Origin of the sequence: Hallella sp. (genome assembly GCF_037460745.1) — a bacterium.
In the GTDB taxonomy this organism is placed as follows: Bacteria; Bacteroidota; Bacteroidia; order Bacteroidales; family Bacteroidaceae; genus Prevotella; species Prevotella faecis.
Genome location: NZ_JAXVAE010000121.1, coordinates 13566 through 39842 on the forward strand (window position 1 = coordinate 13566; position 26277 = coordinate 39842).

Here is a 26277-nt window from a genome sequence, read left to right on the forward strand (position 1 = left end):
ACGCGACAAACGGCCTCCGGCGCTCATGCTAATTGGCGCTGAGGCCCACGGTAAACATCCCAAGGCCCACACGTAAGCCGTTTGTCCCTGCAACGCCATCGGCGGCAGACGCCCTCCTTTCGAGGACTCTGCCGCCGATGTTTTGTTTTGCCGCATGGCTTCTTCATTCCAATCGTTTCTGCCGTATGCTGAGCCACATGCACGGTGGTGTGAGAGGGCGGAAAACGAAAGTAGGAAGAAAACTATTTCGTTTTCCTCCTACTCGATTTTATAACTACTTACTTGGTATTCATACTTGTTAATCTTGCCTAAAATATGCGCTTACATCATGCAACATACCCCTTTTCCTTGTACCTTTGTATTGTATTAGAACTCGAAAACGTGATAATGGGGATGCTTCGCATGCTCGAAAACGTGATAATTAGAGTGTTTTGCGTGTTCGAAAACGTGATAAGAACTATTGTTGTTCATTATTTATGTAAGGAATAATCATGAAGAGGAAAATCTATAACGAGATGCTTCTGTGGAAGCAGAATGCTCAAGGAAAGTCTGCTTTAATGATAGATGGAGCTCGTCGAATAGGTAAAAGCTATATTGTTGAAGAATTTGCCAAGAATGAATATAAGTCATATATTTTGGTAGATTTCAATAATGCAGATGATAACTTGATAGAAATCTTTAATAAGTATCTGGGGAATTTAGATGTATTCTTCAGCTATCTTGCTTTGTATTATAATGTCACGTTATATCATCGAGATACGCTTATTGTATTTGATGAGGTTCAGCTTTATCCTAAGGCGCGTGCAGCTATTAAATATTTGGTAAAAGATGGGCGTTATGATTATATAGAGACAGGTTCTCTGGTAAGCATCAATAGGAATGTGAAAGATATTGTTATTCCGTCGGAAGAACATCGTATTAATATGTTTCCTATGGATTTTGAAGAATTTCTTTGGGCTGTAGGAGATGAGCAGCTAATGCCATTTATGCGTATGTGCTTTGAAAAGAAGCAAAAGCTTGGTCCTCTACATCGTAAGGCTATGAGCCATTTTAGGCATTATATGATAGTTGGAGGAATGCCACAAGCTGTAGCGGAATATGTAGAAACCAATGATTTTATGAAGGTCGATATGGTGAAGCGTAATATCCTTTCACTCTATAAGGCTGATATTGAGAAATATGCTGTCGGCAACGAAATTAAGGTAAAGGCTATTTTTGATGAGATACCATCTGCTTTGAGTAGGCATGAAAAGAAATTCCGCTTGGCATCAATTAGCGATAAGGCGCGTTATCGTGAATATGAATCTTCATTCTTTTGGTTAGCTGAGTCAAGAGTGGTGAATATCTGTTACAACTCTACAGCTCCAGATATTGGTTTGAGAATGAATGAGGAACGAACAACGTTGAAGTGCTATATGGCTGATACAGGTCTTTTGATAAGTCATGCTTTTAATCTTAAGACTATTATGGGAAATGAGCTTTATCTGAAATTAGCTTTAGGTAAACTTGAGGTTAATGAAGGTATGTTGGTTGAGAATGTTGTGGCGCAGATGTTAAAAGCATCAGGGCATGAATTGTTTTTCTATTCTAATAATTCTAAATATAGTGCAGAAGATAGAATGGAGATAGACTTCTTGGTTTCTAAACCTGTTATAACAAATCGCCATAACATATCCCCTATAGAAGTTAAATCTTCTAATAGCTATACGATAACATCATTAAACAAGTTGAGAACTAAGTTTGCTCCGATGCTTGCCGAATCGTATGTACTTCATCCTGCAGATGTTGAAGTTAAAGATGGAGTTGTGTATCTTCCTCTGTTTATGGCGAGTCTATTATAGATGTTGGTACCAAAAAACTCTGCAATAATCGTTCATGCAATAGTAAATCTTTTGCATGAACGATACAACAAAGGGAGGCAAATCGCAATGAATGCGGTTTGCCTCCCTATCGTTATGTTGCCTGTTGTGTTAGCCTATCTGCCACCAGTGGCGCTTGCGGGGACGCTCGTCGGCGGACGATTGCCCCATGCTTTCGCGCAGCAGCTGGGTGTAGGTTTTGTGGTCGTGCAGGATTTGGTAAATCTGTCCCCAGTCGGGCAGGCCGGCTATGCCTCGGTCGTCGATGAAATAGTCGGCTTTGATCTTACGGCTGAAGTGGTTGTTCTTATCGATCTCCTCCTCGGGGTAGTCGCGGTTCACGGCCCAAAACTCCACGCCGCGCTCGCGGCACCAGTCGATGGCCTCCTGCAGCTTGTCGCCCTCGCGCACCGTCCAGAGGATGAGCTGGTGGCGATCCTTGATGAGCATGCGCAGGGTTTCGGTGGCGAAGGGCCGCTCCGGCCCGATAGCGGGGTAGCGGTCCTCCACAATGGTTCCGTCAAAGTCGATGGCGATGGTCATGTGTTGTCGTTTTGGTTGATTCTGGTTTCCCACTCATGACCTGCGCCTTAGCGCTTCACGGATGTGTCGTTCTTGTCGCCGTAGTGGCTGTTGGCGTAATTGCCGTAGGTGGCATAGTGGCCATACGAGCCGTAAGAACCATACTTGCCATACTTGCCGTAAGCGCCATAGCGGCCGTAGCGTCCGTAGTGGCCATATTTGCCGTAGCCGTAATAGTAGCCATACTTCTTCTTCGACATGTCGATGCCGTTGATGACGATGCTCATCTTAGGCAACTTGCGCTCGTTGCTCAGGGCGTTGATCATGTCGAAGCTCTCCTTCGGCGTGTAGTCGGCGCGGCAAATGTAGACGGTGGCGTCGGCGATGCGGCCAATCTGCAGCGTATCGGTCACCAGACCCACAGGGGCGGTGTCGATGATGATGTAGTCGTAGTGCTTGCGCAGCTCCACGAAGATGTCGTCGAGGCTCTTGCGTGCCACGAGCTCAGCGGGGTTCGGCGGAATGACGCCGGCCATGAGCACATTGAGGTTGTTGTTGATGCCCGATGAGAGCGTCTGTGCCTCGATGTCCTCCCACGTGGGATGGTCCTTCACCAGGAGGCTGGTGATGCCATGCTGCTTGTCGTCGATCTCAAGCAGTTCGGCCAAGCGCGGCTTACGGATGTCGAGACCCACGAGCAGCACCTTCTTGCCCAGCAGGGCGAACGACACGGCGAGGTTGGCGGCGTTGAACGTCTTACCCTCACCCGAGGTTGACGACGTGAACATGATGACCTTCTCGTTCTCGGTCATCATAAACTGCAGGTTGGTGCGCATGGAGCGGAAGATCTCCTCCACCTGGTTGTTCTTGTTCTCGTGCACCACGATGTCGGCCTTGGTCTTGGCGGTCTCGGATGCCACGGCCACATCGGCGAGGATGGGCAGGGTGGTGAGGCGAGCCACATCGTCGTGACCTTCGATCTTATAGCGGAAGAACTGGATGAGCAACAGAACGACGGCAGGGATGGCCAGCGCTATGACGAGCGCCATGACCATGATGACCGGCTTCTTGGGGCTTACGCGGCCGCCCGAGGCGGGCTGGTCGATGAGCTTACCCTTGTCGGCCGTGGCGGCGAGCGAGATGGAGTTCTCCTCGCGCTTCTGCAGCAACATGAGGTACAGGCCCGACTTCACCTCCTGCTGGCGACCAATCTGTGTCAGCATGCGCTCCTGCTCGGGCGTCTCGCCCACCTGGCCCTGGTACTTGCCGTACTGTGAGGCCACGGAGTTGCGCTGGATGTCCATGCTGCGGCGAGCCTGGTTGAGGGCGCGCTTGATGGCGCGGTCGAGGTCGTCGAGCTGCTGTGTGAGCGGCAGAACGGAGGGCGATGTCTCGCTGGCGCTCTGCAGCAACAGGTTGCGGCGCTGCACCAGTTCGTTGTAGCTGTTGATGAGCGTGGTAGAGCTCTGGTCGGACAGTCCTACGTTAGAGGGCAGCGGCTGGTATTTGTTGGAGGGGTTGTTGATGTATGAGCGCATCTCGTCGAGCAAGGCCACCTGTGTGTTGGCCTCGGAAAGGCGCTGGGCATACTGGTCGGCGTTGGTCACGGCCTGTCCGGCGTTCATCTTCAGCTCCACCATGTTGTTGCGGCGCTTGTAGTTCTCCAAGGCGCCCTCGGTGTTGCCGAGCTCGGCGTTGATCTTCTCCAGACGGCCGTTGATAAACTCCTCGGTGCGCATGGCGATCTCGTTCTTGTCCTCGTTGGCCTGGCGGTTATAGCAGATGGCCAACTGCTGCAGGTAGTCGACGGCGCGCTGCGGGTCCTCGTCCTTCAGGGTGAGCTGGGCGATGGTTGTGGTCTTGCTGGTCTGCGACACGGAGAGCGCGCCTACATATTTATATGAGGCCTGCTTGGGTGAGAGCATCACCACCTTCATCTTCGAACCGTCGACCATGGGCACCACGCTGTTGTTGGTGAAGCTCAGTATGCCGGCCTTCGTGCCGATGGTGGCGGGCAGCTGGCTGATGGTCTTGTCGATCTCGTAGGGGCCGTCGGCGGAGTTCTCGTTGACGGGAACATAGTAGGAGCCTGTGACGTGATACTTGTTGCCCATGCGCTGGATCTCGAGGCTCACGGGCGCGTTGAGGTGCTCCAGGTGAGCGGGGTCCATGTCGACGCTGATGTATTGGTCTTTGTACATTAGGTTGGCCTTCACCTTACCCACCGAATAGTAGGTGGTGTAAAGCTTGAGGTCTCTCACGGCCTGCTCGGCGAGCGAGTGCGACGTGAGGATCTCCATCTCGTTGTCGATACCGGTAGAGTTGGAGATCAGACCGAGCGTCTGCGAGTTGAGCAGGGCCGACGTGCGGTTGCTGCCCGACTGCTGGTCGTTGTCCTTGATGAGCAACTTGGCGTAGGCCTGATACACCGGTGTGGCATAGCGCAGGTAAACGAAAGCCAAGCCGAGGCAGATGATGACCGAAAGGACGAACCATTTCCAGTTGAGTACCAGCGTGCGGTAGATCAACCCAAAGTTGATGGCAGATGATTCTTCCTCTGGCGTGGCAACCTGTGCCACTTCCACGGTTTTGTTTTCTTCCATATTATTTGTTTTATCCAATTATTTGTCGTTGTTATCCTCCTTGTCGCCGCTTGTCGTCGGGGCGACAGGGTTGTGCTTACTAAGAGAAACCACCCGTCGCCCGCCAATGACTGGTGAGGGGCCGTCGGCGAGCGGTGTGGGAATGTGGGGTTAGCCCTCGTCGGCCAACCGCAGCAGGTATTGTCCGTAATTGTTCTTCGCCATGGGCTTCGCCGTTTGGCGCAGCTCCTCGCGACTGATCCATCCCTGCTTGAAGGCGATCTCCTCCAGGCAGGCTACCTTCAGGCCCTGGCGCTTCTCGATGACCTCGATGAAGGTGCTGGCCTCCGACAGGCTGTCGTGGGTGCCGGTGTCGAGCCATGCGAATCCGCGCGGCAGGGTCTTCACCTTCAGGGCGCCCTGCTGCAGGTATTCCTGGTTGACTGTGGTGATCTCAAGCTCACCGCGTGGGCTGGGCTTGATGTGGCTGGCGATGTCAACCACGCTGTTGGGGTAGAAGTAGAGTCCCACCACGGCGTAGTTGCTCTTGGGATGCTCGGGCTTCTCCTCGATGCTCAGGCAGTTGCCCTCGCTGTCAAACTCGGCCACGCCGTAGCGCTCGGGGTCGTTCACCCAATAGCCAAACACGGTGGCCTTGCCGTTCTGCTCGGCCTCGGCCACGCACTGGCGCAGCATGCCTGTGAAGCCTGATCCGTAGAAAATGTTGTCGCCCAGCACGAGACACACGCTGTCGTCGCCGATAAACTCCTTGCCGATGATGAAGGCCTGGGCCAAACCATCGGGACTGGGCTGCTCGGCATACTCGAAATGCACGCCCAGCTCATGGCCGTCGCCCAGCAGGCGGCGGAAGCCCGGCAGGTCGTAAGGCGTTGAGATGATGAGAATATCGCGGATGCCCGCCAACATCAGGGCCGACACCGGATAGTAGATCATGGGCTTGTCGAAAATGGGGATGAGCTGCTTGCTCACGCCCTTCGTAATGGGATAAAGACGGGTTCCACTTCCCCCCGCTAATACAATTCCTTTCATTGCTTGTAAATGAGCTAAATATGGGTACCTATATTTCTTCGGCAAAGATACAATATTTAATTGGATTGTGAACCCATTTGACAGATAAAAAGATAATAAATGTTTTGTTTTCTCATCATTATGTTGTATTTTTGCACCCAACCAATCATGTACCACCAAGCAAAATAGTTTGAAAAAATATTATGGGATTATTATCTAAGATTTTCGGCTCTAAGCAGTCGGAAGCCAAGACGGGCGGCATGGAAGATTTCATGACGCTCGTGCGCGTTTACTTCCAGGCGTCGCTGGCAGCCCAATTAGGCATTACCAACATCGGTATGCTGCCCGACCTGCGCCTCTTCAAGTCGACTCTGCATATCCCCACACAGAACAATAAGTTGGGTGTGGGCGAGAAGAGCCACTGCAAGAAGATGATGAAAGAAATTTACGGAACCGACGATTCCTTCTTCAAGGAGGTGGATCAGAGCATCCGTCGCAACTGTCACCGTCTTCCCGATGTGCAGGTGTACCTGGTGCAGTTCCAAAACTTCACGCAAGACCTGATGATGCTCATCGGCAACCTGATGAAGTTTAAGCTCCGCGTGCCGTCGATCTTCAAGAAGTCGATCTACACGATGACCGAGAAGACCGTTTCCGATATCTTCAACCGCAACGACTTCAGCGACGCTGGCGTGATGAAGACCGTGCTGGGCATCCGTCAGTACAACCAGCGCCTGGGCTTCTCGCAGAAGTGGGTTACCGACTTCGTTTTCCAGGTGGTGATGCTGGCCAAGAAGGAGCCGCGCCCCAAGGACGAGGACGTGGAGAAGGCCAAGGCCAAAATGTCGAAATAAGCAGGCTGCAAGGGGTCGAGCCCTTGCGACCCAAACCATAGGCGCTCCGCTTTGTCTTTTGCAAGGAAGACAGGGCGGAGCGCTTTTCGTATGGGGACCCATGGACCATCATTCCTATGGTCCATGGAATGGCTACTATTCTTCCCCTTTTCGCAGCTTTTCTTCTCTTTTTCTCACGCTTTCTTTCCCTTTTCGCAGCTTTTCTTCTCTTTTTCTCTTATTTTTCTCGCTTTTCCCATGATAGCCATAGGAATAAGCGGCCAAAAGCGCTATCTTTGCCAAAGAAATGTTTTGCCGCATATTTGCGGCAACCGCTATTGCCATCAACCGCTATTGCCATCAACCGCTATTGCCATCAACCCTAATAAGCTATGAACCATCCATCTGAAAGCCCTGACCGTACGCTTTGGCGCGCCACTGACACCACGCGCCACCATCGCGAGAACCTATGGAACTATAAGGGACGGGGCTTTTACCATTTTACGCTCAATGTGGAGGGGCGCTATCCGCTGTTCGGGCGCTTGGAGGGCGACAGTGCCGAGGAGGCGCACATCGTGCTCAGCGCGTTGGGCGAGGGGGTGGCGCGGTTGTTTCGTGGCATCCCGATGCATCAGGCGCAGCGGGGATGCACCATTCGGGTGCTCGCCCTGTGTGTCATGCCCGATCACCTGCACGGGGTGTTGCGTGTGGTGGAACCGATGCCTAAGAGCGTTGGGGAGGTGATACGGGGCTTCAAGAGTGCGTGTACGTCGCTCTATAAACGGGAGTTTGCCGAGGGCGACACGGCCTTTCGACCGTTCTTCATGCGACATCAGAGCATCTGGGAGTTTATGCACGCTGGCTATCATGAGCGCATCATGCACCGCACGGGACAGTATAAGAACATGGTGGCCTACGCACTCGATAACCCTCGGCGACTCTGGTTGAAGACGCGCCACCCCAACCTCTTCTGCATGCGCCACCAGTTGTCGCTGCGCTTCACCAACGAGGAGGGACAGATGGTGGACTGGCGGTTTCGTGCCTTGGGTAACCTGTTTCTGCTCGATGCGCCGCTGAAGCAGGAGATACAATGCTCGCGAAGCCTTGATGAGGCGCAACTGAGAGATTACCTGACCAGCAAGGAGGAACAGGCGTGTCAGGGCGCCGTCAGCGTGTCGGCGGCCATCAGCCAAGGCGAGAAGGTGGTGTGCCGGCGGTTGCGCGAGGCCCACCACCCCTTGGTCATCCTGCTGAAAGACGGGTTTCCCGCGGAGCACTCGCCCCACGAGCGGTTCTACAAGCCCGGAGGTGTGTATTTCGACGCATGCGCCGCCCGCCTCCTGCTGCTGGAGCCCAACAAGCCCACCTTCGCAGATAAGGATATCAGCGCCGCCGTGTATCGGCGCTCGCCCCAGGCGCCACCCGAGAGCTTGCGCTATCAGTTCTTGGCGCTCAACCGCATAGCATGGGTTATCGCCAACGCAAAGGGCACGTGGGGGCTGTGACGGCTGGGTGGCGAGAGGCTGGGGCATGCGGTGGTGATGGCTGGGTGGCGAGAGGCTGGGGCAAATATGCCCCAGAAATTTTTGCCGCATATTTGCGGCAACTGCAAGAGGGCAACCGCAGGGCGGCAGCTGCCTTTTGCTTCCCTTGCTTTGCTTTGCCTTTTGCTTGCTTGCTTTTGCCTTTTGCTTGCTTGCTTTTGCCTTTTGCTTCCCTTGCTTTGCTTTGCCTTTTGCTTGCTTGCTTTTGCCCATCGCTTCCCTTGCTTTGCCTTTTGCTTCCTTTGTTTTGCCCATCGCTTCCCTTGCTTTTGCAAAATAATGGGTGGGAACGGGTGGTTACTCGGATATTCTTTGTACTTTTGTTGTCGAAACAACAACAACTACAAAACGACGCTATCATGCAAACAATCAGAACCGCTATTCTTGCTCTTCTTTGCGTGTCGCCCGCCCTTGGCTGCTTGGCCCACACGCAACAATCGAAGACTCGTTTCCAACAAGAGATTAGTAGTGCAAATGCCGGCAATCCTGCCGCTGGCCTAAGTGCCACGGGCGAAGCCGTGCCTATGAGTGGGGGCATTCAGGCCGCCTCGGCTTTCTCGCCAGTCTCTGCCGCCCCTGCGTCGAAGGCTGCTCGCGAGGTGTTTAAGGTGGACAACCCCGATATGACGCTCAGTCCCTACACGGGCATGACGCGCCGCCACTGGATTGCCGCAGGCGAATACCTGTTGAAGGGCGCCTTCAGTTACATCCACTGCCTCGACGACCAGATGTATTTCCCCAAGGAGTTGGAGAAGACCTATCCGCGCGACGAGGGGCAGATTCACGTGGCGAAGCTCGAGGGCTTGGCGCGCACGCTCTTCATCGCCGCTCCGCTGCTGAAGGACAACCCCTCGCTGACCCTCAACGGCATTGGCGTGGCCGATTACTACCGCCATCAGATGGTGAACCTCACCAACCCCGACAGTCGCAGCTATATCGCCCACCGCACGGGTGGCCCCAGTCAGACGTTGCTCGAACTGGGATCGCTCTGCATCTCGATGAAGGGAGCGCAGAGCGTGCTGTGGGATCCGCTCACCAAGGAGCAGAAGGACGCGCTGGCCTCGCTCATGCTGAGCTATGGCGAGGGCCCCACCATTGGCAGCAACTGGATGTTCTTCAACGTTTATATCCTCAGTTTCTTCAAGGACCAGGGCTATAAGGTTGATGAGGGCAAACTGGTGGGCTGGCTCAACAAACTGCTCGACCGCTACAAGGGCGAGGGCTGGTACAACGACGCCCCCGCCTACGACTATTATAGCATGTGGGCGTACCAGAGCTACGGTCCGCTGTGGGCTGAGCTGTTTGGCAAGCACCAGTATCCCGACATCGCCCGTCGTTTCATCGACAACGAGCACGACCTCGTGGCCAACTATCCCTATATGTTCGCCCGCGACGGCCGCATGAACATGTGGGGCCGCAGCATCTGCTACCGCTTCGCCGCCGTCACGCCGCTGCCGCTGCTCGAGTATGCGGGCTTCGACGATGTGGACTACGGATGGATGCGCCACATTGCCTCCGCCTCACTGCTGCAATTCCTCACCAACCCCGACTTCCTGGAGAACGGCATTCCCACGATGGGCTTCTATGGCCCGTTTGCCCCGGCCGTGCAGATCTATAGCTGCCGTGGCAGCGTCTATTGGATCGGCAAGGCGTTCCTCGGCCTGCTGTTGCCCGCCAACTCGAAGTATTGGACGGCCACAGAGAGCGAAGGCCCATGGAAGAACGCATTGAAGGCCGGCCATGTGTATAACAAGTTCCAGCCCGGATCGACCCTCCTCATCACCAACTACCCCAACTGCGGTGGCTCGGAGATGCGCTCGTGGTGCCACGAGACGGTGGCCGGCGACTGGCAGAAGTTCCGCAGCTCGGAGAACTACAACAAGTTGGCCTATAACACCGAGTTCCCCTGGATGGCCGATGGCAAGAACGGCGAGATCTCGATGAACTACGGCACGAAGAACAAGAAGGGCGAGTGGGAGGTGTTGCGCCTCTACACGTTCAAAAGCTTTGAGAAGGGCGTGTACCGCCGCGACGCGGTGCTCGAGACCGACACCACCGTGCGCTACCAGTTGGCCGACATCCCCCTTCCCGACGGCATCCTGCGTGTGGACCGCGTGTCGGTAGGCGCCCCCACCGACATCACGCTGGGCCATTACACCCTGCCGCAACCCGGCCACGACAAGTTGCCTGCCGCCGTGCGCACCGTGGGCAAGCACCAGGCCACAACCGTTACAGGCACCGACTACACGCTGGCCATGGTGCCGCTGATGGGATGGGACCAGCCCGCCGAGGTGATCTATCCCAAGGGCCTCCATCCGGTGAGCAACGTCTGTGCCCTGCCTACGTTGCGCCAGCACGTGGAGGGCACCCGCATCTTCGTGACGCTGCAACTGTGGAAGAAGGGCGCATCGTTCACCGACCGCGAGTTGCAACCCGTGAAGGCCGTGAAGGTGAGCAAGGACCAGCGCACCGTAGTGGTGACCCTGGCCACGGGCGAGAAGAAGACCGTGAGATTCTAACCGATACGTTTGCGCCCCTTGCCTATATAATAAGGTGAGGGGCCATGTAATAAATAGGTGCAGGGCGTGCGAATAGGCCCTCTGCCAAGAGCCAAAAACATTGCGCCCCCACGACCAGATGGCCGTGGGGGCGCTTGCTTGTTGTTCTATTGAAACCTAAAAACGGCAATCGCCTCATCGCGAGGATGAGAGCGAAGGCCGACAAACCGCCTCTACTGTCGCATGCAAAAATGTGCATCCACTTATCCCCCCGTGCAGTGCGACGAGGCATGTGTTTGTGAAGCGCAAATTTATAGTTTAGTTTTCATGTTGGCAAGTATTTCGACGGTTAGTTTCTTCTCTTGCCTTGAAATCGAGTTTATTTGTCGATACCCGTGCTTAAACGTCAGGGCGCTATTCTCCAACTTGTTGTCAACAAATGGAGGATAGCGCCCAGATGTTACTTCACCGCAACGACCACCGACTTGCCGGAGGCGAGACGGATGATGTTGAGGCCCTGACGGGGACTGTTGAGGCGGCGGCCCTGCAGGTCATAGTAGGCCTTGGGCTCATCCTGCAGGCGGTCGGCGTTGACAGCTTCGATGCCCGTCTTCTCGGCGCCCGATACCTGCGCCTTGGCAGCGTTGGCGATGATGCCCGTGGTGCTGTCGATGAGCAGGGCGGCCACACGCATCTTGCTTGCGTTTTGCCTAACCTTGACCGCTTCGAAATCGAAGGACCCCTCGATCACCACCGGCTCGTCCTCATGGATGGTTGCGGGCAGCGACACCAATCCGTCGCTGAGGCGCGTGGTGGCCACCACCACATCGTCGAAATGGATGCCAGGCACCTTCTGGAGGCCCTGCACGAAGGGCTCAGCCTCGTCGAATTTCAGTTCGGCCTTGTCGGTAGGTTCATAATAGTTTTTCTGCAACCAGCTCTCGCCCTCGCCATGGAGGTCGTCGGCCACGAGCACAAACTCCACCTTGTAACGGTCGCCGTCGGTGAGGCTTACGGGGAACACCATCGTGGCCTTGGCGTTGATGGTCTTTCCGTCGTCGCTATAGGCGGCCTCGGCGTCGACGCTTGCCGGCGCCACCACTTCGCAGCACTTCTTCCACAGCGTCTCGATGCCGAATCCCTCGTTTTGCACGCCATAGAACGGGTCGAGGCTACCGAAGCGGCGGTCGATGTCGGCATTGGGGAAGCCGTTGACACTTGAGGGGAACTGGCTGCTCTCCATCACAGCCATGGGGTCGCCATTGTGATACGACAATCCGATGAAGTCGTCGGGATAGAGGCGGCTCATCACCTCCAATGCCACGAGGCCACGTGGGCACCATCCGCACCATGTGCCCGTGTACTCCTCCATGACGGCGCGGTGCTTGGGCAACACGTTGTAGACGATGATGTTGCCCTCGCTCTTTACGCCCTTGAGCTCCTGGCCGTTCACCTTGTCGAGGTTGATGACCACAGGGTAGTCGCCCTTGGTGGGCATGGCCTGCAACGTCAGGTTGACGGTGGTCGACAAGCCGTAGTAGGCGGCCAGTGGCGTGGCGAGGTCAAGGTGTCCGTTGCCCGTTACCGTCCCCTGTGTGTACGAGTAGTCGATGGAGCTGATGGGGTTGGCACCCAGGTTGCGCAGCGTCATGGCTACCTGTGTGGGCGTTTCCTTCTGTCCGTAGATGGTGCCCAGGGCGTTGAAGCTGGCGTCGTTGGCCTCCACGCCCGAGAGTGTAACGCTGATGGCCGATGTGCCCAGCGCCGACTTGTCCATCCATTTGAGGAACGTGCGCGACGAGTGGATGAAGAATCCGAGACTGCTCGCGTCGGCCACGACGGCCACAGGTATCTTGGTCTTGGCCGTGAGCTTCGTTACGTTGAACGAGTAGCCCACGTAGAGCGTGTCAGCGTCGATGGTGTAGGGCTCGTCGAATGAGGCGGTGGCCACGTGGGCCGCGGTGTCGAGCTTCGCCTCGGCCGTTGGTCCATCTACCACGTTCTTACGGTTGACGAGCGACAATTTCTTGGTGATCCACATGCGTATGTTGGAAGTGTTGGCGTTGTCGCCCATGAAGGGCACGCTGACGCTCTCCACCTTCAGTCCCTTGAGGTTTTTCCCGGTGAGCATCACTGCCACATCGTAGTTTTCCTTCTTTTCGCTTCCGAAGTATTTCACCGTGCCACTGGTGTTGGCCGTGCACGCTACCTTGGCGTCGCCGGCCATTGCGGCCCCTGGCAGCAGGGCGAAGGCCATGGCCAGTGCCATGCGGCGAGCCGTTGTTTTGATATGCTTTGTGTTCATAGTGTGTTTCTGTTTTGTGATGGGCCTGTTGCGTATGCAAAAGGAGGCGAGCGTTGAGGCCCGCCCCCTTGGTTGCACACAACCTATTGCGGTTGGTTGGCCAAATGGTTTGTTATCTCTTGAGGTATTTCACGGTCTTCTGCGAACCATCGGCAAACTTCACGGTCTTGAGGTAGATGCCGTGCTGAGGCTGGCTGATGGTGCGTCCGCTGAGGTCGGTGTAGCTCACGCTCTTCACGTTGGCCTCGCCCTTGTTGACGATGTTGCGATCGATGCCTGTCAACGTTCCGTCCTCATTCACGGTGTAGCTCATGAGGTTCGACTTGTAGCCCTTGTCGCCGTCCTTGTAGACCTCCTGCACGCCCACGCTGGTGATGCCCTGGAGGAAGAAGTAAACGGTGTGCATCTGTCCGCTGACCATGAAGTCGTTGTTGTCGGTGAAGTCCATCGGCACGTCGGTCATCTCATCCTTGATGCCCTTGTACTCGTCGGGGTAGAAGGTGAAGAGTTCGCCATCGAAATAGATGTTGTAGAAGAGTTTGTCGGGATTGAGCAGGTTGCCGTCGGTCGACTCCTTCTCCATGTAGATCTGCATGGCTCCGTAGCCATACTCGTCCATGTAAGGCATGAAATCGGTGATCTCAGGATCCTTAGGCGCTCCGGCCACCTCTTTCCAAGGCTTCAGTGTGGGTGTGTCGTACTCGTTGAGCGCGTAGGTAGTGTTCTTACCAGCGTTCACTACGCCGTTACTCTCAGAAACCAGCGTCTTGGTGTCGCGGTCGTAGTTGAACACAAGCTGGTCGACGAAGTAGAGGCTGTCGGCCGTGAAATCGTATTCGGGATAATACACTTCCTTTTTGCCCATGCCGGTGAAATAGGTGTGGTAGCCTGTTTTGGAGTCTACGCCCATGTAGACCTTACCGTCGAACACCACCTTGTCGCCCTCGATCTGGCCTTTCGCCCATGCCTCAGGTTCGTTGTCGGAGATTTTGCCGAGGTAGAAGTCGTTGCCGTCGAAGGCCACGCGCACCACCCGTCGGTCGTTGTCGCCATTCTCTTCCGATCCGAAGGCCATCTCATAGTCCTCAATGGTTGCCGATGCGGGAGGAGCGGCCGTTGTGGCGGTCTCCTTGCCCCACTCGCTGGCGAAGTCGTCGTAGCCTACCCATTCGCCCTCATCGGTGGCCAATCCGAGCACGATGCCGTCTCTGAAGTTGTCGATGCGGATGAGCGAGTCGTTGCGCAGCACATAGCGAATTTGCTGCGATGCTGAGTCGACCACCATCGAGTTGCCGGCGTCGTTGATCTTCATGCGCCAGAGGTAATAGGTGGTCGAGTCGGTCGTCTCGTTGCCCTCGTCGTCCATGCCGGGCTCCATGTAGTATTTCTGCGGGAAGGTGAACACCACGGTGTCGCCCTCAGCCTTCTGTCCCTTGATCCAGTTGCCAGAGATCAGCGTCTGCATGGCGTCTTTGATATACACGGCGCCATCGTCGGCCACCACAAAGTCGCAGGCGTGGCCGTCAATGGTGGTTGATATCACGTCGCCCCAGAACACCATGTGACCGGCGTTTATGCCATAGTAGTTCTTGTAGAGCGTTCCTGCGGGCTGCGCATTGATGATCTTGGTCTCGGGATCGACGCTCAGGTTGGGTGCGTGACGCATCATGAGCTTGCCGCTTTTGGCTTCGGGCAACTGCAGGTTGGTCTTCTGGAACGTGCCAGGGGCCAGCGTTGCCTTATAGTGTAAGGGACTTGAAATCGTTCCCTGTGTGGGAAGGTTTCGTTTCAGGGGTTGTGCGAATGAAGTGGCAGCGAAAAGCGCTGCTGCTAACATGGTGTAGAACTTTCTCATACGCTACGCGTTTTTATGAATATTTGTAGATGTGTTCTCTCTTAAATCGTTCATAAACGATACTGAAAGCAAAAGTACATCAAATATTTCAAATAACCAAATAAAATATAAATGAACTGTCATTATGTTATTGCAAACGCACTTTTGTATGGCGGATTATTATCTACACCATTTTAATAATAGGGCGAAAACGGGCTATGGGAAGCGCCATTCCATCGCCTCTCCCTGCGCAGTGGGGTGGGATGGCTTCGCCGCACCCGTTGCAATCTGCTCGAAACAAACAATAACAAGAATTGAAATCTAATGACCGTTTTGGGTTGAAACAAGCTGAAATCTAATGACCGATGAGGGTTGAAAGAGCAGGTCGGTTGGCATCTCCCAACAAGCCAAAAGACCCAAACGGCTCGGTGGTGTGAGCGGTTTGGGTCTTTTAGGATGTGGGCTTGCCGTTTGGCGCACCCTCGTTATGCCGTGTGGTTAGAACTCGCTGGTGAAGTGGAACTTGATGTGGGTGAAGTCCTGCTGGGCCATGGAGAGCACGTAGCTCGAGTCGGCGAGGAACACATCGCGTCCCTCAATGTCCTTGGCCATGTATTGGTACTTGCGCTTCTTGAAGTTGTCGAGCTCGGCAGCGTCGTCGCTCTCAATCCAGCAAGCCTTGTAGAGATGCACGGGCTCCCAGCGGCACTTGGCGTTGTACTCGTGCTCCAGGCGATACTGGATGACCTCAAACTGCAACTGTCCGACGGTACCGATGATGCGGCGGTTGTTGAACTGGTTGATGAACATCTGCGCCACACCCTCGTTCATGAGTTGCTCGATGCCCTTCTGGAACTGCTTCGACTTCATGGGGTCGTCGTTCTCGATATACTTGAAGAGCTCGGGCGAGAACGAAGGCAGTCCGCGGAAATGCAGGTCCTCGCCCTCGGTGAGCGTGTCGCCGATCTTGAAGATGCCGTTGTCGGGCAGTCCCACGATGTCGCCGGGATAAGCCTCGTCGACGGTGCTCTTTCGCTGCGCCATGAACTGTGTGGGCGATGAGAAGCGCACGGTCTTGTCGAGTCGCACGTGCTTGTAGGGCGCGTTGCGCACAAACTTGCCTGAGCACACCTTGCAGAAGGCGATGCACGAGCGGTGGTTGGGATCGATGTTGGCTGTGATCTTGAAGATGAATCCCGTGAACTTGGGGTCGATGGGCTCCACCATATGCTCCTCGGCCTTGGTGGGGCGTGGGCTGGGCGCTATCTCCACGAAGCAGTTGAGCAGCTCCTGCACACCGAAGTTGTTGAGGGCCGATCCGAAGAACACGGGCGCCACCTCGGCGTTGCGGTAGCTGTCGACGCTAAACTCGGGGTAGACGCCGTCCACCAGCTCCAGGTCGTCGCGCAGGCGCTCGGCCTCTTTCTCGCCCACATGTGTGTCGAGCTCACTGCTGTTGATGTCGACCGCCACCTTCTCGGTTACGCGTTGCTTGTTGGGGGTGAAGAGGTTGAGCTGCTGCTCGAAGATGTTGTACACACCCTTGAACTTGGCACCTTGGCCGATGGGCCACGACAGTGGGCGCACATGGATTTGCAGCTCCTCCTCGAGCTCGTCGAGCAGGTCGAAGGGGTCGCGTCCCTCGCGGTCCATCTTGTTGATGAAGATGATGACGGGTGTGTTGCGCATGCGGCACACCTCCATGAGCTTACGTGTCTGCGCCTCCACACCCTTGGCCGAGTCGACCACGATGATGGCCGAGTCGACGGCTGTGAGCGTGCGGTAGGTGTCCTCGGCGAAGTCTTGGTGACCCGGTGTGTCGAGGATGTTCACCTTGTAGGGCTCGCCCTCCTGTCCCTCGGGCAGGTAGTCGAACTCCATGACCGACGTCGACACCGAGATGCCGCGCTGCTTCTCAATGTCCATCCAGTCGGATGTGGCGGTCTTGCGTATCTTGTTGTTCTTCACGGCTCCGGCCACCTGTATCTGTCCTCCAAAGAGCAGGAACTTCTCGGTGAGTGTGGTCTTACCGGCGTCGGGGTGTGAGATGATGGCGAATGTGCGTCGCCTTTTGATTTCGTTAGCTATGCTTGCCATGTGTGTGATGGTAGTGTGTGTTTATTGTTGCTTGAGCAGGGCTGCCACGCATTTCTTGAGGCTGTCCTCCCAGTAGGGCACGTTGGTGCCGAAGGTCTGCTTGATCTTGGTTTTGTCGAGCACGCTGTAGGCGGGTCGCTTCACGGGCGACGGGAACTCGTCGCTGTGGCAGGGCTGTATGTCGCAGGCGGTGTTTCCGGCCAGCTCGGCAATCTTCTTGGTGAAGTCGTACCATGAGGTGACGCCCTCGTTGGAGAAATGGTACACGCCCGAGTGGTTCTCAAACTTGCGGCCCTCCACGATGTCGAAGATGGCCTGTGCGAGGTCGCCGGCGTAGGTGGGCGTGCCGGTTTGGTCGAACACCACCTTGAGCTGCGGCTTGGTGGCTGTGAGCTGCATCATGTTCTTCACGAAGTTGTGGCCAAACTCCGAGTAGAGCCACGCCGTGCGTATGATGATGTGGTTGGCGCCCGATGCCTCGATGAGCTGCTCGCCGTGGAGCTTGGTCAGTCCGTAGACGCCCGTCGGTGTGCCCTTCTGCTCCTCGCGGCAGGGCGTGTTGTAGGGATCGCCTCCAAACACATAGTCGGTGCTGATGTGGACGAGCAGTCCGCCCACCTCTTTCATGGCCTGTGCGAGGTAGCCTGGCGCCGTGGCGTTGAGCGTCTCCACGATGGGTCCGGCCGTCTCCGCCTTGTCGACATTGGTCCACGCGGCACAGTTGATGATACACTGTATGTTCCCTTCGGCCACCACTCGGCGTATCTCGTCGAGGTTGGTGATGTCGAGTTTCTGGTAGCCCTCACACACGTCGGTGAAGGTGTAGCTGTCGGTTTTCGACAGCTTGCTGACCAGCTGCATCTCGTTTCCGAGCTGCCCGTTGGCTCCTGTTACAAGAATATTCATGTCTATTGAGTGTTTTTGTGTGTCGTTGGGGTAGTGCTTGGCGGCTTATTCGTCGCCAAAGTTGAGCCCCTCGGTCCGATCCTTGATGTAATAATCGCTGAGCATGCCTATGAAGGTGGTAATCTCCTTGATGGCGCTCTCGGTTTCGTCCGACACGGGTTTCTGCTGCAGGCGCAGCAGCATCACGCCGTAGAGCGCGTCGAGGCAGTTCTCAATCTCGTTGACCTCCTTGTCGCCCTTGTTGCGCAGTTCTACGATGAAGGGCAGCACCTTGTAGTATTCGGCGTTGTAGAATGGGAACTTGCCCGAGAGCATGAGTCGGTTGTGCAGGTCGGCCAGGTCTTTCACGATGATCTTGTTGATCTGCAGGTGTCCCTCCTGGCGTCGTCCCTCCTCGTTCATCATGCGTATGAGGTTTCCGAACCAGTCGGTCTCCTCGTCTTTCTGCTCGTCGGTGTAGTCGAACCGGTCGATGTATTCTCGCCTGATTCTTGCCAGTGAGCAGCCGTATGCTCGTATGAGATCTTCCATCTGCCACATGTAGAGCAGATATTCGGCGATCGATTTCTTTCTTAATTCTTGTGCGATAAACATTTCTGTGTAGCTAAATGTTGGGTGTGGCTTGTGCGGAATGTGGGCTTTCGGTGTGTTGCGCCGCCCCATTCCCCACGGTCAATACTGGAAAGTGTAGAGGTTGAAGACGGTGCCGATGAGCACCACGATGGAGAAGATGATGACGAGCGATCCTATGACCTTGTTGATGATGAGGATGCCCATCTCGTTGAAGCGTGTGCCGATCTTCGAGACCACCCACGTCAGTCCGTACCACCAAAGCAGCGCTCCGGCCACGATGCTGAGGTAGCCGGCGGCCATCTCCACCGGGTGGTTGGGGATGACGAACGCAAACTGGGCGAAGGTTGCCATGAAGAGGAAGATGATGAGTGGGTTTGAGAACGTAACGAGGAATGCCGTTATGCCGTTGTGGGTGAGCGATCCCCTCTTCTTCTGCCCGTCGCGCCCCATTGACTTCATGGGGTTCGATCGCCAGCAGTAGACGCCAAACACCATGAGCATGACGCTTCCCGATATCTGCAGCCAGAACTTGTTGGTGGGGTTGGTGATGAGATCCATGACGAAGCTCATGCCGAAGCCCGTGAAGAGGGCGTAGATAAAGTCGCTCACCGAGGCTCCCACACCTGTGATAAAGCCAAACCAGCGCCCCTTTTTCAAGGTGCGCTGTATGCATAAAATGCCTACCGGGCCCATGGGCGCGGAGGCGATGATTCCGATGAGCATGCCCTTGAGGATGAGTTCAAGGAGGTCGATGTGTAATTGTAGTGGCATCATTCAGCCTGCAAAGTTACGTCTTTTTCTTGGAACGCGCAAATCTTTGGTTGGTAGATTTCCGTTGGGTAATAGATAGTTAGCCGCGTTGGCGGGTGGCCTTATTCGGTTGAGAAATCGGCCACCACCTTGCGATAGGTTCTGTAGAGGCGTGTTCGGGTAATGTAGCCCTGCAGCACGTTGTTGATGTCGACCACGGGCAGCACGCTGGCGTTGGTGGTGTCGAACTTGCGCATCACCTCGGTCATGGGCTCGTTGCGGTAGAGTATGGCTGGCAGGGGTGTCATCACCTGGCTGGCCCGCATCTTCTGGTAGAGCTCGGGCCGGAACACGATGTTGCGAATCTTCGTCAGGTCGATCTCGCCCAGCAGTCGTCCGCCCTGGTCGAGCACGGGCAGGAAGGCGCTGTCGCTATTGCTCAGCACGCTCACCACGCGCCCCAAGGGCATGTCGGGCTTCACGCTCACCACGTCTTTCTCCACGATGGCGTCCATGCTCATCAGCGTGAGCACGCTGTGGTCGGTGTGGTGGGTGATGAGCTTTCCCTCGCGCGCCAGTCGCATGGCGTAGATGCTGTGGGGCTCGAAGATGCTGATCACCATGACGCTCACCACGCTCACGATGAGCAGGGGCACGAAGAGCTGGTAGCCGCCCGTTATCTCGGCTATGAGGAAGATGCCGGTGAGCGGTGCGTGCATCACGCCGGCCATGACGGCCGCCATTCCCAGTAGGGTGAAGTTTTTCTCGGGGATGTAAACGCCGATCTGCTCCATGTTCCACAGGCGGGCGAAGAGGAAGCCGGCGAAGCCGCCCACGAAGAGCGAGGGTGCGAACGTTCCGCCGCATCCGCCGGCGCCGTTGGTCGACGAGGTGGCCACGATCTTCGTGAGCAGCACCATGGCCACGTAGAGCACCAGCAGGTCGGTGTGGCCGTAGAAGAGCGACCCGTCGAGCACATGGTCCCAGTCGCTCTCGGTCTTTCCGTTGAGCAGGATGACGAGGCTGTCCCATCCCTCACCATAGAGCGACGGGAAGAAGAAGATGAGCGTGCTGAGCACCAGTCCGCCCACGATGAGCTTGCGGTAGGGGTGTCGGCGCATGCGTGCGAACTGTCCCTCGCACCAGGTCATGCCTCGCATGAAGTAGAGGCTCACGAAGCCTCCGAACACGCCGAGCATCACGGTGGCGGGTATGCGCTCCACGCTCCACGCCGAGTCGAGCGTGAAGGAGAACATCGACTTGTCGCCCACGAGCAGGTAGCTCGTTACGTTGGCGGTGATGGTTGCTATGAGGATGGGCACGATCGACGACATCGTCATGTCGATCATGAGCACCTCGAGCGTGAACACCATGCCGGCGATGGGCGCCTTGTAGATGCCGGCCACGGCGGCGGCCGCTCCGCATCCCACGAGCAGCATGAGCTGTCGCTTGTCGAGCTTGAAGATTTGTCCGAGGTTGCTGCCTATGGCCGATCCCGTGAGCACGATGGGTGCCTCGGCTCCCACCGATCCGCCGAAGCCGATGGTGATGGCCGACGCCACGACCGACGTCCAGCAGTTGTGGCGCCGCAGTCGCGAGCGGTTGGTGGATATGGCGTATAGCACGCGTGTTATGCCATGCGATATGTTGTCGCGCACCACATATTTTATAAAGAGCGACGTGAGCCAGATGCCCACCACCGGGAAGAGCAGGAAGAGCACGTTGGCGGCGTCGGTTGCGAAGCCTTTCGTGAGCAGCTGCTGTATGAGGTGGATGATCCAATGGAGCAGGAAGGCTGCCACGGCTGCCAGGATGCCGACGAAGAACGCCAGCACCTGTGTGGTTTGCTTGTCTGTGAGGTTGCGTTGCCTCCAGGCTATCAGTTTTTCCAACATGGGCTTGCCTATGATGAGAGTAATGTTGTGCGCCCTCGGGGGCGCTGGGGGTTGGTTGATGTTATTTCCTGATGATGGTGACCTGTCCGTCCTGTCCGAGCTTCACGATCGAGCTTGGCTTGTGGGGCTTGTGCTCCTGTCGGCGCGCGAAGCACACATAGTCGGCCTGCTCCAGCAGTTCGGGCGCAATGTCGCAGTAGTTTTGCGCTGCGGGCTCGCCGCTGATGTTCACGCTGGTCGACACGAGCGCCTTCTGGAACCTGTAGCACAGTTCGTGCGAGAACGGCTCGCGTGTGATGCGCATGGCGATCGACCCATCGTTGGCGATGAGGTTGGGCGCGAGGTTCACGGCGCCGTCGAGAATGATGGTCATGGGGTCGACGGCGGCGTCGAGCAGGTCCCATGCCACGGGCGGCACCTGTCGCACGTAGCGTTGCAGGCGCGCGTCGCTGTCGACGAGGCAGATGAGCGCCTTCGAGTCGTCGCGCTGTTTCATTTTGTACACCTTGGCCACGGCCTCTGGGTTGGTGGCGTCGCAGCCGATGCCCCACACGGTGTCGGTGGGGTAAAGAATGATGCCGCCCTCGCGGAGCACGCGGACGGCGTTGCGAATGTCTTCTTCCTGTGTCATTGAATTGATCGTTTTAGTAATGCCGCGCCGTGCCGCAACATGCGGTCGACGGGCCTGGACACTAAACCATAAAAGTATGGGGTCCTACGAAAGGATAACGGCAAAATTACAAATTCCTTTTCGTCCACCCAAATGTTTCAGGCAAAATATTAGGTTCGTCCGGCATTTGGAGTGATTTGAGGAGCGTGTCGCTTCTAACAGCTTTGGCCATATACTGCTTTCACAACGAATAGCTTATTTAGCCTCAGACGGCGTCGCTCGGCTCTGCCGCTTTCGTAGCGCCAGCGGAGAAAGAACAACGAATTTCCCAAATTTTCGAATTTTTTCTAATTGCGTTAGCTAAATTCGTTCAAATTGTTAATCGTAAAACGATTATATCAATTGGAGTTTCTGATTTAGGCAGGGTGGGCTTTGCTATGCATTATTGGCTTCACCTCAGCAATTCAAGCATGCTTGATTGCATTCGGTTTGAACGGGCTGAAAGCCCAATGAGCGCATAGCCCAGGGCAAGCGAAGCGACACCCTGGGTATGAATACAAACAACATACCCATTAACGCTCTGAAAGAGCAAAAGCGTAATAAATATGGCACAGTCACTGAGCAAAATCCACATAAGGATGAATGCTTTTGCCCTTCCAGGGCGCACCAATGAAAATACGATTAATACCCAGGGTGTCGCTTCGCTTGCCCTGGGCTATGCGCAACCTTGGGCTTTCAGCCCGCCTCATTTGCCTTTTGTCGCGTCCTCATCACAGGACCTGCGAATGATGATTTCTCGGTTAATGACTTCCCTACGATCAGTGGGGCTTCGCACGTCATTACCTCCCTGTGGTCAGTGGGGCTACGCCGAGTCTCGTGAGATTCCAAACGCCAGAGGCGTTTCTCTCAATCGTCATTCGGTAGATTACCTCCCGTTGGTCGGTGGGTCTACGACAAATCTCGTGAGATTCGTGTTCTTAAAAAATCAGCGAGCGTTTCAGAGGTCGAAGCAACCATGTGTTTGTATGGATATTTGGTTAAAAAGTTGTGTGGAAAAAACGGACGAACCAGAGAACGAAAAGAGGATATTTGACCCTTTGAAAGAACGAAAACGGCAAGTGGATTTGCGGTTAGGCATCTTTCGAGGGGCGATAGCTTAGCTTTCGAGTTGCCAAAAGCCATGTTTCGCGGTGCGAAAGCTAAGCCATCGAGGCTCGATAAGGCATGTTTCGCAACGGAAATGGGGCCGGTTGGAAGGCGCAATAACACCCGCGGACAGCAACTGTCTGATTATGAACCAATTGCAAAAACGTGCGAGAATGGCGTATTTGGAGACCAATGGGAGGTCGAACAAAAAAACAGTGTAGATTGATGTGTAGTTTGTAAGGATATTACTTCCCGTTGGTCAGTGGGGCTACGCCGAGTTCCGTAAGATTACCTCTCTACGGTCAGTGGGGCTACGCCGAGTATTTTTTTAGAACACGAATCTCACGAGATTTGTCGTAGACCCACCGACCGAAGGAAGGTAATGCATATCCTATTATACAATGATGGTATTTCCTCTCAGTTGTCATTCGTGAGATAATAAACACCGACGGTGTTTCCTCTCAGTCGTCATTCGTAAGATTAGTGAGATTCGTGTTCTTTAAAAAATAGCGAGCGTGTGCATCGGCCAGTGGTGCTTCGTACGTCATTATCTCCCATTGGTCAGTGGGGCTTGGCCAAGTATTTTTTTAGAACACGAATCTCACGAATCTATCGAATGCAGATATAAGAAACGCCCCTGGCGTTTAGAATCTCACGAATGCATATTATATGATACACCGACGGTCTTTCTCTCAGTTGTCATTCGTGAGATAATAAACACCGACGGTGTTTCCTCTCAGTCGTCATTCGTAAGATTACCTCCCGTTGGTCGGTGGGTCTACGACAAATCTCGTGAGATTCGTGTTCTTTCAAAATCAGCGAGTGCTTGCGTCGCACGGTGTGGCTTCGCACGGCTCTGCGTCTCGCAATTGGCGCGCAAGGGCAATGCCCTTCATAGCCCAGGGCCGCTCGGCTCTGCTGCTTGCCCAAGCAAGAACGCCCTGAGTAAATTCAAATGACCGATGGGGGTTTAACGGAAGAACCGATAAAAAGGGGCGTATCGCTTTCGTGTTTGGCTTTTTTTTAATAATTTTGCATTTGTAAAGCGGCGAACGCCGCTTGTCTTATTTTCTAATCTTTTTTCTTATCACAATGAAAGTCAACCGACTAACTGCCGTAGCGATGCTGCTGGCAACACTCCTCCTGAGTTCCATGAAGGTCAAGGCGCAAGTCAATGCGCAAGTGCTCTACGATTTCGGCAACGACCGCGAGTTTGTAACGCTGACGCTTGAGATGTTCAAGCAGGACAAATGGGGTAGCACCTACTTCTTCGTCGACCACGATTTCAACTACGACAAGATGGTGGCGGGCAGCAAGAACATCGCGCAGGGCGGCACCTACACCGAGATCTCACGCGCCCTCAACTTCTGGCAGAACACGCAGCTGAAAAACTGGAGCCTCCACGTGGAGTATAACGGCGGCATCACGAAGAACTACCCCATCAACAACGCATGGCTCTTCGGTGCCGAGTATCTGCTGCACGACAAGAGCTACCGCAACACGCTCACCCTGCAGGCGCTCTACAAGACCATCCGCGCCACCGACCAGAACGTGCCCATGCAGCTGACCGCCGTGTGGACCTGCAACGACATCTTCGGGGTGAAGGGCCTGAAGTTTGATGGCTTCGCCGACTTCTGGTGGGAGACCCACGCCGTCGACTTCAAGGAGGACGGCAGCGCCGACACCAAGCACACCGTGTTTATCACCGAGCCGCAGCTCTGGTACAACGTGGGCCAGCACTTCGGCGTCGACAACCTCAGCCTCGGTGGCGAGGTGGAACTCACCAACAACTTCGGCTCAACAGGGGGCTTCAAGTGCCGTCCCTGCCTGGGTGTGAAGTGGGACTTCTAATATGTTAACCTCCTGATTCCTATCATCCTCATCATGTTACAGAAACTATTGGGCTTCGATCCCAAGCAGCATAACATCAAGACGGAGATCATGGCGGGCGTAACAACGTTCCTCACCATGGCTTATATTCTCGCCGTCAATCCCAACATCTTCTCGGCGTTGGCCTCTCAGGGCATGGACACCCACGCCGTGTTCACCTCCACGGCGCTGGCAGCCATCGTGGGCACGCTCGTCATGGCGTTCTACGCCAAGAAGCCGTTTGGCCTGGCGCCGGGCATGGGTCTCAACGCCTTCTTCGTGTTCACCGTGTGCCTCACGATGGGCTACTCATGGCAGTTTGCCCTGACGGCCATCCTCATCGAGGGCATCCTCTTCATCCTCATGACGGTGACGAAGATACGCACGCTCATCGTCGACGCCATTCCCGCCACCCTCAAACGGGCCATTGGCGCGGGCATCGGCCTCTTCATCGCCTTCATCGGCCTGAAGAACGCGGGCATCATCGTGCAGAACGACGCCACGTTTGTAACCATCGGCCACCTCACGGAGGGGTCGGCGCTGCTCGGCATTATCGGCCTGCTCATCACGTCGGTGCTGGTCATCAAGAACGTGCCGGGCTCACTGCTCGTGGGCATCATCGCCACGGCGCTCATCGGCATGCCGATGGGACTCACCTCGTTTCATGGCATGGTGGACGTGCCGCCATCGGTGGCGCCCATCTTCTGCCAGTTTGAGTTTCACAACATCCTCAGCATCGACATGGTGATCGTGGTGCTGACGTTCCTCTTCATCGATATGTTCGACACCATGGGCACGCTGGTTGGCGTGTGCACCAAGGCGGGCATGATGCGCCCCAACGGCACCATCCCCGGCCTGAACAAGGCGTTCATGGCCGATGCCGTAGCCACCGTGACGGGCGCCTGCCTGGGCGCAAGCACCACCACGACGTATGTGGAGAGTGCCGCTGGCGTGGCGCAGGGTGGCCGCACGGGCCTCACGGCGTTGTCGACGGCGCTCTGCTTCGTGGTGGCGTTGTTCTTCGCGCCGTTGTTCCTGGCCATCCCGTCGGCGGCAACGGCCCCCGTGCTCATCATCGTGGGACTGTTCATGCTGTCGCCCATCAAGGACATCGACCTGAACGACTACGCCGAGTCGATCCCTGCCTTCATCACGATCATCATGATGCCGCTCACGTATAGCATCTCCGACGGCATTCTGTGTGGTGTCATCGCCTACGTGGCCATCAATGTGCTTTGCGGCCACTGGAAGCGCCTCAACGCCACGCTCTACGTGCTCGCCATCCTGTTCGTCATGAAGTATATCTTCATTTAACCCAAAAAGGCCATTAGGATTTACCCCACGCCATCGTTCCCATGGCGCCTACAACCAAAAGAGGGTGTGTCATAATTGACTATGGTCATTTATGGTGCACCCTCCTTTTGT

General features: G+C 55.5%; 18 protein-coding genes. 6 read left to right on the forward strand and 12 right to left on the reverse strand.

Translation table 11 applies throughout. The annotated features are described in order from the left end of the window. The first annotated feature begins 491 nt into the window (after nucleotides 1-491). Nucleotides 492-1841, forward strand: coding sequence for an AAA family ATPase (locus WKK33_RS08345; RefSeq protein WP_215759825.1), 1350 nt, complete (start codon nucleotides 492-494; stop codon nucleotides 1839-1841). Nucleotides 1842-1970: 129 nt separating this feature from the next. Here the strand turns inward: WKK33_RS08345 and WKK33_RS08350 are convergent, their stop codons facing one another. From WKK33_RS08350 to rfbA, 3 genes are all read right to left on the reverse strand, one after another. Beyond that, on the reverse strand, nucleotides 1971-2402 hold the full coding sequence (locus WKK33_RS08350) for a hypothetical protein (RefSeq protein WP_215759826.1): 432 nt from the start codon (nucleotides 2400-2402) through the stop codon (nucleotides 1971-1973). A 47-nt stretch (nucleotides 2403-2449) separates the two neighbouring features. Further along, the gene (locus tag WKK33_RS08355) at nucleotides 2450-4984 is read right to left on the reverse strand and encodes a polysaccharide biosynthesis tyrosine autokinase (RefSeq protein WP_337933324.1); all 2535 of its coding nucleotides are present in this window, start codon (nucleotides 4982-4984) and stop codon (nucleotides 2450-2452) included. A 150-nt stretch (nucleotides 4985-5134) separates the two neighbouring features. Continuing rightward, entirely contained in the window at nucleotides 5135-6013 is an 879-nt protein-coding gene (rfbA, locus tag WKK33_RS08360) for a glucose-1-phosphate thymidylyltransferase RfbA (protein ID WP_215759828.1), read from the reverse strand. 182 nt (nucleotides 6014-6195) lie between these two features. On the opposite strand from rfbA, the gene WKK33_RS08365 reads away from it, so the two are divergent. Beyond that, complete coding sequence (locus WKK33_RS08365; RefSeq protein WP_215759829.1) at nucleotides 6196-6846, forward strand: hypothetical protein; 651 nt, start codon at nucleotides 6196-6198, stop codon at nucleotides 6844-6846. Nucleotides 6847-6981: 135 nt separating this feature from the next. Here the strand turns inward: WKK33_RS08365 and WKK33_RS08370 are convergent, their stop codons facing one another. After that, entirely contained in the window at nucleotides 6982-7170 is a 189-nt protein-coding gene (locus WKK33_RS08370; RefSeq protein WP_337933326.1) for a hypothetical protein, read from the reverse strand. A 47-nt stretch (nucleotides 7171-7217) separates the two neighbouring features. Here WKK33_RS08370 and WKK33_RS08375 point away from each other — a divergent pair, with 47 nt between their 5' ends. Together WKK33_RS08375 and WKK33_RS08380 are read left to right on the forward strand one after the other, a co-directional pair. Beyond that, nucleotides 7218-8330, forward strand: a complete 1113-nt coding sequence (locus WKK33_RS08375; RefSeq protein WP_337933328.1) for a hypothetical protein — start codon at nucleotides 7218-7220, stop codon at nucleotides 8328-8330. A 398-nt stretch (nucleotides 8331-8728) separates the two neighbouring features. Further along, nucleotides 8729-10888, forward strand: coding sequence for a DUF2264 domain-containing protein (locus WKK33_RS08380; RefSeq protein WP_337933329.1), 2160 nt, complete (start codon nucleotides 8729-8731; stop codon nucleotides 10886-10888). A 439-nt stretch (nucleotides 10889-11327) separates the two neighbouring features. Here the strand turns inward: WKK33_RS08380 and WKK33_RS08385 are convergent, their stop codons facing one another. The 8 genes from WKK33_RS08385 to WKK33_RS08420 all read right to left on the reverse strand — a co-directional run bounded on the left by WKK33_RS08385 (nucleotide 11328) and on the right by WKK33_RS08420 (nucleotide 21858). Further along, entirely contained in the window at nucleotides 11328-13172 is a 1845-nt protein-coding gene (locus WKK33_RS08385) for a hypothetical protein (RefSeq protein ID WP_337933330.1), read from the reverse strand. 112 nt (nucleotides 13173-13284) lie between these two features. Beyond that, the gene (locus WKK33_RS08390) at nucleotides 13285-15027 is read right to left on the reverse strand and encodes a hypothetical protein (protein ID WP_337933332.1); all 1743 of its coding nucleotides are present in this window, start codon (nucleotides 15025-15027) and stop codon (nucleotides 13285-13287) included. Nucleotides 15028-15504: 477 nt separating this feature from the next. Further along, the gene (locus tag WKK33_RS08395) at nucleotides 15505-17103 is read right to left on the reverse strand and encodes a peptide chain release factor 3 (protein ID WP_337933334.1); all 1599 of its coding nucleotides are present in this window, start codon (nucleotides 17101-17103) and stop codon (nucleotides 15505-15507) included. A 21-nt stretch (nucleotides 17104-17124) separates the two neighbouring features. After that, the gene (gene rfbD / locus WKK33_RS08400; protein WP_337933336.1) at nucleotides 17125-18009 is read right to left on the reverse strand and encodes a dTDP-4-dehydrorhamnose reductase; all 885 of its coding nucleotides are present in this window, start codon (nucleotides 18007-18009) and stop codon (nucleotides 17125-17127) included. A gap of 45 nt (nucleotides 18010-18054) precedes the next feature. Beyond that, nucleotides 18055-18603: a DUF4924 family protein gene (locus tag WKK33_RS08405; protein ID WP_337933338.1), complete on the reverse strand. Its 549-nt coding sequence runs from the start codon at nucleotides 18601-18603 to the stop codon at nucleotides 18055-18057. A 78-nt stretch (nucleotides 18604-18681) separates the two neighbouring features. After that, nucleotides 18682-19353 carry a LysE family transporter gene (locus WKK33_RS08410; protein ID WP_215759839.1) on the reverse strand — a complete coding sequence of 224 codons (672 nt, stop codon included), beginning with the start codon at nucleotides 19351-19353 and terminating at the stop codon, nucleotides 18682-18684. A gap of 101 nt (nucleotides 19354-19454) precedes the next feature. Then, on the reverse strand, nucleotides 19455-21227 hold the full coding sequence (locus WKK33_RS08415) for a chloride channel protein (RefSeq protein ID WP_337468878.1): 1773 nt from the start codon (nucleotides 21225-21227) through the stop codon (nucleotides 19455-19457). Nucleotides 21228-21288: 61 nt separating this feature from the next. Further along, on the reverse strand, nucleotides 21289-21858 hold the full coding sequence (locus WKK33_RS08420; RefSeq protein WP_215759837.1) for an L-threonylcarbamoyladenylate synthase: 570 nt from the start codon (nucleotides 21856-21858) through the stop codon (nucleotides 21289-21291). Between the two features lie 2217 nt (nucleotides 21859-24075). Here WKK33_RS08420 and WKK33_RS08425 point away from each other — a divergent pair. Continuing rightward, complete coding sequence (locus WKK33_RS08425; protein WP_337933340.1) at nucleotides 24076-24834, forward strand: DUF5020 family protein; 759 nt, start codon at nucleotides 24076-24078, stop codon at nucleotides 24832-24834. Between the two features lie 33 nt (nucleotides 24835-24867). Then, nucleotides 24868-26166 carry an NCS2 family permease gene (locus tag WKK33_RS08430; RefSeq protein ID WP_337933341.1) on the forward strand — a complete coding sequence of 433 codons (1299 nt, stop codon included), beginning with the start codon at nucleotides 24868-24870 and terminating at the stop codon, nucleotides 26164-26166. Nucleotides 26167-26277: the final 111 nt, after the last annotated feature.